10 protein-coding genes and 1 pseudogene are annotated in these 9,255 nt (G+C 72.4%); 2 read left to right on the top strand and 9 right to left on the bottom strand.

Translation table 11 applies throughout. The features are described from left to right. A partial coding sequence (locus tag NJ376_RS27615) for a helix-turn-helix domain-containing protein (protein WP_252956572.1) occupies window positions 1-143 on the bottom strand: 143 nt, incomplete at its 3' end. Between the two features lie 91 nt (window positions 144-234). Here NJ376_RS27615 and NJ376_RS27610 point away from each other — a divergent pair. Continuing rightward, the gene (locus NJ376_RS27610) at window positions 235-660 is read left to right on the top strand and encodes a hypothetical protein (RefSeq protein WP_252956571.1); all 426 of its coding nucleotides are present in this window, start codon (window positions 235-237) and stop codon (window positions 658-660) included. 176 nt (window positions 661-836) lie between these two features. Here the strand turns inward: NJ376_RS27610 and hemA are convergent, their stop codons facing one another. The 6 genes from hemA to NJ376_RS27580 all read right to left on the bottom strand — a co-directional run bounded on the left by hemA (window position 837) and on the right by NJ376_RS27580 (window position 6,589). After that, window positions 837-2,063 carry a 5-aminolevulinate synthase gene (gene hemA / locus NJ376_RS27605; RefSeq protein WP_252956570.1) on the bottom strand — a complete coding sequence of 409 codons (1,227 nt, stop codon included), beginning with the start codon at window positions 2,061-2,063 and terminating at the stop codon, window positions 837-839. 199 nt (window positions 2,064-2,262) lie between these two features. Further along, window positions 2,263-2,430 carry a hypothetical protein gene (locus tag NJ376_RS27600; protein WP_252956569.1) on the bottom strand — a complete coding sequence of 56 codons (168 nt, stop codon included), beginning with the start codon at window positions 2,428-2,430 and terminating at the stop codon, window positions 2,263-2,265. Window positions 2,431-2,467: 37 nt separating this feature from the next. Continuing rightward, window positions 2,468-3,493, bottom strand: a complete 1,026-nt coding sequence (gene cydB, locus NJ376_RS27595; protein ID WP_252956568.1) for a cytochrome d ubiquinol oxidase subunit II — start codon at window positions 3,491-3,493, stop codon at window positions 2,468-2,470. Then, the gene (locus tag NJ376_RS27590; RefSeq protein ID WP_252956567.1) at window positions 3,490-4,905 is read right to left on the bottom strand and encodes a cytochrome ubiquinol oxidase subunit I; all 1,416 of its coding nucleotides are present in this window, start codon (window positions 4,903-4,905) and stop codon (window positions 3,490-3,492) included. Before NJ376_RS27590 ends, cydB begins: the two co-directional genes overlap by 4 nt. A 130-nt stretch (window positions 4,906-5,035) precedes the next feature. Continuing rightward, on the bottom strand, window positions 5,036-5,308 hold the full coding sequence (locus tag NJ376_RS27585) for a hypothetical protein (protein WP_252956566.1): 273 nt from the start codon (window positions 5,306-5,308) through the stop codon (window positions 5,036-5,038). Window positions 5,309-5,554: 246 nt separating this feature from the next. Beyond that, the gene (locus NJ376_RS27580) at window positions 5,555-6,589 is read right to left on the bottom strand and encodes a DUF2125 domain-containing protein (protein ID WP_252956565.1); all 1,035 of its coding nucleotides are present in this window, start codon (window positions 6,587-6,589) and stop codon (window positions 5,555-5,557) included. A 63-nt stretch (window positions 6,590-6,652) separates the two neighbouring features. Here NJ376_RS27580 and NJ376_RS27575 point away from each other — a divergent pair, with 63 nt between their 5' ends. After that, window positions 6,653-7,300, top strand: coding sequence for a gamma-glutamylcyclotransferase (locus NJ376_RS27575; protein WP_252956564.1), 648 nt, complete (start codon window positions 6,653-6,655; stop codon window positions 7,298-7,300). A gap of 116 nt (window positions 7,301-7,416) precedes the next feature. Here NJ376_RS27575 and NJ376_RS27570 read toward each other — a convergent pair whose 3' ends face one another. Both NJ376_RS27570 and NJ376_RS27565 read right to left on the bottom strand, forming a co-directional pair. Further along, window positions 7,417-8,211, bottom strand: a complete 795-nt coding sequence (locus NJ376_RS27570) for a class I SAM-dependent methyltransferase (protein ID WP_252956563.1) — start codon at window positions 8,209-8,211, stop codon at window positions 7,417-7,419. Between the two features lie 97 nt (window positions 8,212-8,308). Continuing rightward, window positions 8,309-9,255: pseudogene (locus NJ376_RS27565) on the bottom strand (chromosome segregation protein SMC); the annotation flags it as partial.

Here is a 9,255-nt window from a genome sequence, read left to right as displayed (position 1 = left end):
CCGGACCGAGCGCGCCACTTAGCCACCGTCTTCGGGTTGATCCCATGGCGCCGGGCCAGGGCTCTTAGGCTCTCTTGACTATGTTGGATCGCCCGACGGACTGCCTCTGTCGTGCGGGCGCAGCCATGAAGAACCTGGCCCATAGCGCATCCCTCCATACCGGGGAGAAGACTGCACCATCAAACCCTGGGATCAAACATCTAGGCGGCATCGACCTGGGTCGAGGACACGCCGATGTTCCGCCGCCTGCTGCCCGCCCTTGCGCTGCCGACCCTGGTCGGCTGCGAGCAGCCGACCCGGACCATCGTCGTCTCCCAGCCGGCGGGCTGCGACACCCGGTTCAACGAGATCAACAACTCCTCCGGCACGGTGGAGCAGCGGTATTTCAGCCACTCCTCGCAGGGGAGCTGGGGCAGCGACCAGCTCGGCCGGAACGGCCTGCCGCCGGGCACCCGCGCCGCCAATACCGGCCACTATGATTTCCGCGTGGTCTGGGCGAATGGGCAGAGCGCCGAGCTGCGGCAGGTGAATGTCTGCGTGGCGGGCAACATCTACGTCACCGACCGCGGCCTCAGCGCGAGCTGGCGCGGCCAGGGGCGCCGGCAGGCCTTCGCGGCCCGCGGCAACCCGGCCGGATACCTGGCCTTGCCGCGCTGCTGATCCTCGCCATCCCGCTTCCGGCGCGTTCGGCCGTGCCAGGGTCGCCATGGCACAAGCCTTGGCCGATCAGGCGGAAGCGCGTGGCGCCTGGGAACGCGACGGACGATAGGCCGGCCGGTTTCAGGCCGGCATGGCCGGCGTGAAGCCGCTTCTGCCGCCAGGGCGCGCGGCGGCGGCTACTCCGCCGCCAGCGGCGCGGTCCGCGGCAGCACCGCCCGCAGCGCCGCCACCAGCTCCGCGATCATCGCATCCGTGTGGAAGGGCGTGGCGCAGAGCCGCAGCCGTTCCGTCCCACGCGGGACGGTGGGGTAGTTGATCGGCGTGGCATAAAGCGCGTGCTCCTCCAGCAGGCGGCGGGCCACCTGGCGGCAGGCCTCCGCCTCCCCCACCCAGACCGGGACGATATGGCTCGGCCCGTCCATCCGCGGCAGGCCGGCCGCGTCCAGTGCCGATTTCAGCGCCCTGGCGCGCTCCGCCAGCGCCGTCCGCCGCGCCGGGTCCCGCTTCAGCACCCGCACGCTCTCCAGCGCCGCGCCGGCCACGGCGGGCGGCAGGGCGGTGGTGAAGATCAGCCCACCGGCCACGCTGCGGATGTAGTCCACCACCTCCGCATCGCCGGCGACGTAGCCGCCCAGCACGCCGAAGCCCTTGGCCAGCGTCCCCTCGATGAGGTCGACGCGCGCCGCCACGCCGTCCCGCTCCGAGATGCCGCCGCCCGTCGCGCCGTAGAGGCCGACGGCATGCACCTCGTCCAGATAGGTCATGGCGCCATATTTCTCGGCCAGGTCGCAGATGGCGCCGATCGGCGCGATGTCGCCATCCATGGAATAGACGCTCTCGAAGGCGATCAGCTTCGGGGCCTCGGCCGGGGCGGCGGCCAGCTTGGCCTCCAGGTCCGCCAGGTCGTTGTGCCGCCAGATCACCTTGCTGGCGCCCTTGGCACCGCGCATGCCGGCGATCATCGAGGCATGGTTCTTGGCGTCGGAGAAGACGATGAAGCCCGGCAGCGCCTCCAGAATGGCGGCGATGCCCGCCTGGTTGGCCATGTAGCCGGAGCCGAAGAGCAGCGCCCCGCCCTTGCCGTGCAGGCTGGCCAGCTCCGCCTCCAGCGCCGCATGCAGGGGGGAGGTGCCGGAGATGTTGCGGGTGCCGCCGGCGCCGGCGCCATGCTCGGCGATGGCCCGCGTCGCCGCCGCCAGCACGGCGGGGTGCGCGCCCATGCCGAGATAGTCGTTGGAGGACCAGACCGTGACCTCCCGCACCCCCTCCGGCCGGTGCCAGAGATAGGTGGGGAATCGCCCCGCCAGCTTCTCCAGATGCGCGAATTCGCGGTAGCGCCCCTCCCGCTTCAAGGCACCGAGATTGTCGCGGCAATGGGTGAGGAAGGCATTGCGTGTGGTCATGGGTCTGGGTGCCGTGGCAGAGGGCTGGGGGCGAAGCGGAAGGGCAGAATACTGCGGCATGGCGGCGGGCTCTATCGACTTCGCCGCAATCCTGCGTTGCGGTCCGGCGCCAGCCTGGCCTTGGAAGGCGCCGCCCGTCTGTGCCACCCCGCACGCGCCGGGTCCTTGATCCAGGTCAGGCTGCCCGGAGACGCGGAATCTAGCGCGGGATGAGCAGCCGGAGAAGCCCGGCAACCAGGACAGTGGCCCCGACCCCGGCCGCCCAGAGACCGATGAACCAGAGGATGCGCCGCGACGCGGTGGGGGCGCCCCCGGTCTCCGGCCGCCCGGGCAGCCGTTGCCGCTCCGGCGCCTCAGGCGCGGCCATGCGGCACTCCCCCGGGGCGCCGCGGCGCTCCGGGCATCTAATGATACCCCGCCCCGGGCTTCACCTTGCCGCGGAACAGCCAATAGACGTAGCCGGTATAGGTCAGGATGACGGGGATCAGCACCGCCGCCCCGACCAGCAGGAAAAGCTGGGAGTCTCGCGGCGCCGCCGCCTCCCACAGGGTGATGTCCGGCGGCACCATCATCGGCCACATGGTGATGCCGAGCCCGGTATAGGACAGGAAGAACAGCCCGAGCGCCCAGAGGAAGGGCTTGCCGTCATGCGCCGGCGTGCCATCCGTGCGGCCCAGGTCGCGGAACAGCAGCCAGGCCAACACCACCACCAGCACCGGCACGGGCAGGGCGGCGAGGATGGCGGGGAAGTCGAACCACCGGTCCTGGAAGGCCGGCAGCAGGAAGGGCGTCACCGCGCTGACGACGGCGATGGCGGCCAGGGTGAGGATGCCGCAGAGCCGCGCCAGCCCCCGGGCCCTGTCCTGCAACGCGCCTTCCGTCTTCCACACCAGCCAGCAGGCGCCGAGCAGCCCATAGCCCGCCACCAGCGCCGCGGCGGTGAGCAGGGAGAAGGGCGTCAGCCAATCCCACCAGCCGCCGGCATAGGCCCGCCCTTCCACCTTGATGCCCTGCACCAGGGCGCCGAGGGCGATGCCCTGCATCAGCGTCGCCACCAGGGAGCCGCCGGTGAAGGCCCGGTCCCAGCCCCGCCGCGCCGCCGGGGTGGGGACGCGGAAGCGCATCTCGAAGGCCACGCCGCGGAAGATCAGCGCCAGCAGCATCAGGATCAGCGGCATGTAGAGCGCCGGCAGGATGGTGGCATAGGCCAGCGGGAAAACGGCGAAGAGCCCGGCGCCGCCCATCACCAGCCAGGTCTCGTTGCCGTCCCAGACCGGGGCGACGGTGTTGATGGCGGTGCCGCGGTCCTCCTCATCGAGCTGCGGCAGCAATATGCCGATGCCGAGGTCGAAGCCGTCCATGCAGACATAGAGGAAGACGGCGACGGCGATCAGGCAGGCCCAGATGGTGGCGATCAGTTCGGCGCTCATGGCTGCACCTGCGCGGCCGGGACCTGCGGGGCGGGGGTGATGCCGGCGGTGCGGATCGGCGGTTCCGTCTCCGCGCCGCGCTCCTCGGCTTCCGGGGCATGGGCGAAGAGGCGGAACAGGTACCAGATGCCGGCGCCGAAGACGCAGAAATAGACCGCGACGAAGGCCGCCAGCGAGGCGGCGAGCGCCGGCGCCGCGATCGGGCTGACGCTCTCCGCCGTGCGCATCAGCCCATAGACGGTGAAGGGCTGCCGCCCCGCCTCCGTGGTGATCCAGCCGAAGGTGACGGCGATGAGGCCGGAGGGCCCCATGGCCACCGCCCAGCGCAGGAACCAGGGCGTCTCGTAGAGCCGCCGCCGCAGCCGGAGCCAGAGCGAGGCGAAGCCGAGCCCGATCATCAGCAGCCCCATGCCCACCATGATGCGGAAGGACCAGAAGACCAGCGGCACGTTGGTCGGCCGGTCCTCCTTCGGGAAGGCCTTCAGCCCGAGGATCTCGCCATCCCAGTCATGCCGCAGGATGAGGCTGCCGAGGCGCGGGATCTCGATGGTCAGCCGCGTCTCCTCCCGCGCCATGTCGGGAATGCCGAAGAGGATGAGCGGCGCGCCGCGATGCGTCTCCCAATGCCCCTCCATGGCGGCGACCTTCTGCGGCTGGTGCTCCAGCGCCCAGAGGCCCTGCATGTCCCCGAAGAAGAGCTGGGCCGGGGCCACCGCCGCGGCCATCCACATCGCCATGGAGAACATGATCCTGGCGCGTTCGTTGGCCCGGTTGCGCAGCAGGTGGAAGGCCCCGACCGCGCCGACGATCATGGCCGTGGTCAGGTAGGCGCCGGTGATGGTGTGCAGGTAGCGGAAGGGGAAGGAGGGGTTGAAGACGATCGCCCACCAGTCGAGCGGGATGAAGCGTCCCTCCGCGTCGAGGCCGTGACCCGCCGGCGTCTGCATCCAGGAATTGGCCGAGAGGATCCAGAAGCCGGAGATCAGCGTGCCGATGGCGACGAGGCAGGTGGCGGCGAAATGCAGCCCCCGCCCGACGCGCCCCAGGCCGAACAGCATCACGCCGAGGAAGCCGGCCTCGAGGAAGAAGGCCGTCAACACCTCATAGCCCAGCAGCGGGCCGAGGATGGGCCCGGCGCGGTCCGAGAAGACCGACCAATTGGTCCCGAACTGGTAGGACATGACGATGCCGGAGACGACGCCCATGGCGAAGTTCACGGCAAACACCTTCAGCCAGTAGCGGAACAGGTCGAGATAGGCCGCCCGTCCGGTCCAGAGCCACAGCCCTTCCAGCACCGCCAGGTAGCTGGCCAGCCCGATGGTGAAGGCCGGGAAGAGGAAGTGGAAGGTGACGGTGAAGGCGAATTGGAAGCGGGCGAGGTCGAGCGCGCTCGGCAAGGCGTCCCAGGGCATGGGCACTCCTCAAGCGACGGCGGGCGGAGGCCCATGCCGCACCCGGCAGAGCCCCTTCCGGGGCGCCACCTTCAGGGATGACCCGGCCACGCCTTCTGGCCGACTACCTATCCGAGGGCGGGCAAGCGACTCAAGCCGCGACGGGCAGGGCGTGCAGCATTTCGCGCAACACCCCGGCGACGCCGACCACCTGGCGGAGGTTGCCCTCCACCAGATGCACCATCTCCGCCGGCATGGCGTCCAGGCGGATTTCCGCCCGCAGCATCTCCCCCTCCCGCACCGCATGGAAGGCGTCGGCGGTCAGGTCGCGTTTGGCGAGGGGCTGGAGCAGGCGCGGCAACAGGCCGGGCGAGGCCTCCGCGGTGACGAGGAAGCGCACGGCAACGGGGGTAGGGTTGGACATCTGGGAAACTCTCCGGTACGGCGGGGCAGGGCAGGAACCCGGCGGCGCGGCACGCGCCGTACCCACGGCGCGGCTCAGGCAGCCGGGCCGGTAATTCGCGCAGTACGGAGAGCGAGGCTGGTCATCGCCCGGCAGCCTAGCCCTGGCTGGCCTGGGGAACAACCCCTGGCGTGGTCCCGCCTTCCCGGCATGCCCTGGTCATCACCGTAAGGGGCTGATTTTCCGTAAAGTCCGGCGAGGGCCGGCTCACCGCGGCCAGTTCAACCTGGGCAGCGTCGCCAGGGGCAGCCGGGCCAGCATCAGCCGCCGCTCCTCCAGCGTCAGCGGCAGCTCGATCTCCGGCGGCCCGCCCCCCTCGGGCGGGCGGCTCATCACCCGCAGCATCAGCCGGGCGGCGAAGACATTGCCCGGCGGCAGCGCGCCGGCGGCCTGGGCGGCATCCAGCGCCGCCTCCGCCCCCGTCACCCGCAGCGTGGCGGCGCCGCGCGGCTGCAAACCGGCATCCAGCCGGACGCGGCCGCTGCCCTCCGCCCCCAGCGGGCCCCAGCGCAGCGCCAGGGCGGAGAGGGTCAGCGCCCCGCCCGCATCCCGCCAGCGTGCCGCATCCCCCGCCCGCACCGGCCCGGCCGGCAGCGGGCCGCTGAGGGTGCCGGAGAGGCTCAGCGCCTCCACCACCGGCCCCAGCGCCGCCCCGGCGGGGCCCAGCGCCCCCGGCGGCGGGTGCAGCCGGTCCAGCACCAGGTTCAGGGTCGCGGCAGGCTCGGCCGCGCCGGCCGCCAGCGCCGTCTCCAGCCGCATCCTGAGGCTATCAAGGCCGAGCGCGCCGAGCGCCAGCTCCTCCCCCTCCAGCAGCAGCAGGCTGGGCCATAGCCCGGTCTGGATCGGCATCCGGGCGGTGAGGGCGGCGGCGCTCAGCGGCAGCTCCTCCCGGTCTAGCCGCAGGCGGTGGCGGCCGGGCAGATGCACCTCCAGCATCCCGAGCTCCGGCGGCGTCAGGCGCAGCGTCACCGCCTCCGCCGCCAGGCCCCATGCCGGCTGGGACCAGCGGAAGTCCGGCACCGTCAGCGTTGCGGCCCAGGGCCAGCCTCCCCGCAGCGGCGGCGCATGGGAGACCTGCCGGCCCAGCGAGCGCTGCAGCGCCACCCACTGGCCGAACCCCACTTCCAGCCGCTCGGTCAGCCAGAGCCAGGCCGCGCCATGCGCCGCCCCCAGCAGGACAAGCAGCAGCACCGCCCCGAGGAGCAGGCGCGGCAGGCGGCGGCGGGGCGGCTTGGCGGACATGGAGCGCAGGGATATAGCGGGAAGGGCGCCGGCGCGAATGCCCGGCCGGGACCGAAGCCGCGCATGCCGCCTGCCGAGTTGCTGGATGCCGACGGGCATCTCTACGTTTTCGCCTATGGCTCCCTGATCTGGCGGCCCGGCTTTGCCCATCTCGGCGCCCATCCCGCGCTGCTGCGCGGCTTCCACCGCCGCTTCTGCCTCTGGAGCCGGCTCTATCGCGGTACGCCGGACCGGCCGGGGCTGGTGCTCGGGCTCGATCGCGGCGGGGCCTGCCGCGGCGTCGCCTTCCGGGTCGCGGCGGCGGAGGCCGAGGCGGTGCTGGACTACCTGGATGCCCGGGAGAATATCGGCGACGAGGTGGTCTATACCCGCCGCCTGCTGCCGGTGCGGCTGCTGGACCGCGCGGCGGAGGTGCGGGCGGTGACCTATGTGGCGCGCCGCGACCACCCCGCCTATTGCCGCCCGGCGCCGGAGGCGGCCGCCGCCGCCATCGCCCATGGGGTGGGGCAGGCGGGGCCGAACCGGGACTACCTGCTGAACACGGTCATGCATCTGGCGGCGATGGGGGTGCGGGATCTCGGGCTCGACCGCATCGCGGCGCTGCTGCCAAGTGGGGGCGCTGCCCCCACGCCCCGGCCAGGGGCTCTGCCCGTTGGCGGCAGTGCCGCCAACCCCGCCGGGGAGGGGACCCCTCCCCGGACCCCGGTGTGAGTTTGCTGGTTCAGCCTGCCGACTTAGACCGGGGTCCGGGGCCAGGTCCTGGCCCCGGCGGAGGTGGAGGAGGCAGCGCCTCCTGCCGGGGGTTTGGGGGGCGGAGCCCCCGTCCTTCACCCTGGCATCCTCGCCTCGGCGAGCGCCGCCACCAGCCCCGCCATCCCGCCCGCCAGCCGCGCCGCCTGCTCCGCCGCCGGCACTTCCGGCGAGGCGCCCAGCTTCTCGATTCGCACCATCACCATTTCGGCGGGCTCGACGATGACCCGGGCCGGGGTGCGCAGCGCGGCGGCGACGTCCACCTCCGCCTCCCGGTTCCAGATGACGAAGCGGCCCTCCCGCACGCTGAAATTGAACTGATGGAAGCCGCTATAGGCCTCGGTCTCCGCCTCGTCCGGGAAGTGCTGCAGCATCACCGTCCCGCCGATGCGCGCCATGGCCAGCATCTGCTCGATGCCCCGCAGCGGGTCGTAGGAATGGTCCAGCGCATTGCGGCAATGGACGATGTCGAAGCTGGCGGGCTCCAGGAACAGCGTCAGATCCTCCGCCGGGGCGAAGCGCGGCGGCACCGGCGGCACCAGCCCGTGCCTGGCGAAGAGCGCGGCGTAGCCGGCGGCCAGCGGGTCCACCGGCACCACCTCCACCTGCCGCCCCGGCAGCACATAGCCGGTGGAGGTGAGCGGGCCGGAGCCGACATCGAGGATGCGCAAGCCCGGCTGGTCGAAGCCCGCGGCGGCGGCGGCTAGCCAGGGATCCAACGGGTTGGCCGGGTCCATCCGCGCGGCAAAATCCGCCGGCCATTGCAGGCCACGGGTCCGCATCCACTCGTTCCAGAAATACAGCTCATGGCCGATGCCGGCGGCCCAGGCCTGCAGCCGGGCGGCGAGGCCGGCGCTGCGCGTCGCGTCCATGCCCGAGACAGACCACCTTCCGCGCCACCGCGGCAAGCCCCGAAGCGGCAGCGGCCCCCGGAGCGGCCCGCTATAGCGGCCCGTCATGCGGCGCGGGCTACTCCGCCGCCTGGGGCGGCCCCTCCACCATCTCCACCGCCCGGCCGAGATCGACGCTGAGCAGCCGGCTGACGCCCCTCTCCTGCATCGTCACGCCATAGAGCCGGTGCATCCGCGCCATGGTCAGCGGATGGTGCGTCACCACCAGGAAGCGGGTGCCGCTCTCCTCCGCCATCGCCACCAACAGGTCGCAGAGCCGCTCGACATTCGCGTCGTCCAGCGGCGCGTCCACCTCGTCCAGCACGCAGACCGGGGCGGGGTGGCAGCGGAAGACGGCGAAGATGAGGGAGAGCGCCGTCAGCGCCTGCTCCCCGCCCGAGAGCAGCGACAGGGCGGCGAGCTTCTTCCCCGGCGGCTCGGCATAGATCTCGAGCCCCGCCTCCAGCGCATCCTCCGAGCCGACCAGCGCCAGATGCGCCCGCCCGCCGCCGAAGAGGCGGGTGAAGAGGGCGCGGAACTCGGTGTCCACGCGGTCGAAGACCTGCCGCAGCCGCTCCCGCCCCTCGCGGTTCAGATGGCCGATGGAGCCGCGCAGCTTGGCGATGGCGCTGCCGATCTCCTCCCGCTCCGTGGTGATCTGGGTGATCCGGGCCTCGAGCTCCGCCAGCTCCACCTCGGCGCGGAGGTTCACCGGGCCCATCTCCTCCCGCTCCTTGGTCAGCCGCTCCAGCTTGCGGCGGGCGCGGTCCTCGGCGGCGTCGGAGAGCTCCGCAGGCTGCGGCAGCTCGGCATCCTCGCCCAGCCGCTCAATGACGCGGGCGGCGATCGCCTCCGCCGCCTGCTGCGCCTGCTCCACCTGGCCCTGGGCGCGGAGCTGCGCCTCGCGGGCGGTGGCGAAGCCGGCATCGGCGGCGCGGCGGGCCTCGGCGGCCGCCTGGCGTTCCGCCTCGGCGGCGGCGAGGGCGGCGGCGGCTGCCTCATGTGCCGCCTCGGCCTCGCCCAGCA

This window comes from Siccirubricoccus soli, assembly GCF_024178315.1.
GTDB classification, from domain to species: Bacteria; Pseudomonadota; Alphaproteobacteria; order Acetobacterales; family Acetobacteraceae; genus Siccirubricoccus; species Siccirubricoccus soli.
The sequence above is the reverse complement of the archived record's forward strand: the minus strand, read 5'-3'. Positions and strand labels throughout refer to the sequence as shown.

What these genes read in the sequence shown, in the direction of transcription:
- NJ376_RS27610 (WP_252956571.1), top strand. Translation starts at nt 235, where the DNA reads ATGTTCCGCCGCCTGCTGCCCGCCCTTGCGCTGCCGACCCTGGTCGGC.
- NJ376_RS27575 (WP_252956564.1), top strand. Translation starts at nt 6,653, where the DNA reads ATGCCGCCTGCCGAGTTGCTGGATGCCGACGGGCATCTCTACGTTTTC.
- cydB (WP_252956568.1), bottom strand. Translation starts at nt 3,493, where the DNA reads ATGAGCGCCGAACTGATCGCCACCATCTGGGCCTGCCTGATCGCCGTC.
- NJ376_RS27590 (WP_252956567.1), bottom strand. Translation starts at nt 4,905, where the DNA reads ATGCCCTGGGACGCCTTGCCGAGCGCGCTCGACCTCGCCCGCTTCCAA.
- NJ376_RS27580 (WP_252956565.1), bottom strand. Translation starts at nt 6,589, where the DNA reads ATGTCCGCCAAGCCGCCCCGCCGCCGCCTGCCGCGCCTGCTCCTCGGG.
- NJ376_RS27570 (WP_252956563.1), bottom strand. Translation starts at nt 8,211, where the DNA reads ATGGACGCGACGCGCAGCGCCGGCCTCGCCGCCCGGCTGCAGGCCTGG.
- NJ376_RS27600 (WP_252956569.1), bottom strand. Translation starts at nt 2,430, where the DNA reads ATGGCCGCGCCTGAGGCGCCGGAGCGGCAACGGCTGCCCGGGCGGCCG.
- NJ376_RS27585 (WP_252956566.1), bottom strand. Translation starts at nt 5,308, where the DNA reads ATGTCCAACCCTACCCCCGTTGCCGTGCGCTTCCTCGTCACCGCGGAG.
- hemA (WP_252956570.1), bottom strand. Translation starts at nt 2,063, where the DNA reads ATGACCACACGCAATGCCTTCCTCACCCATTGCCGCGACAATCTCGGT.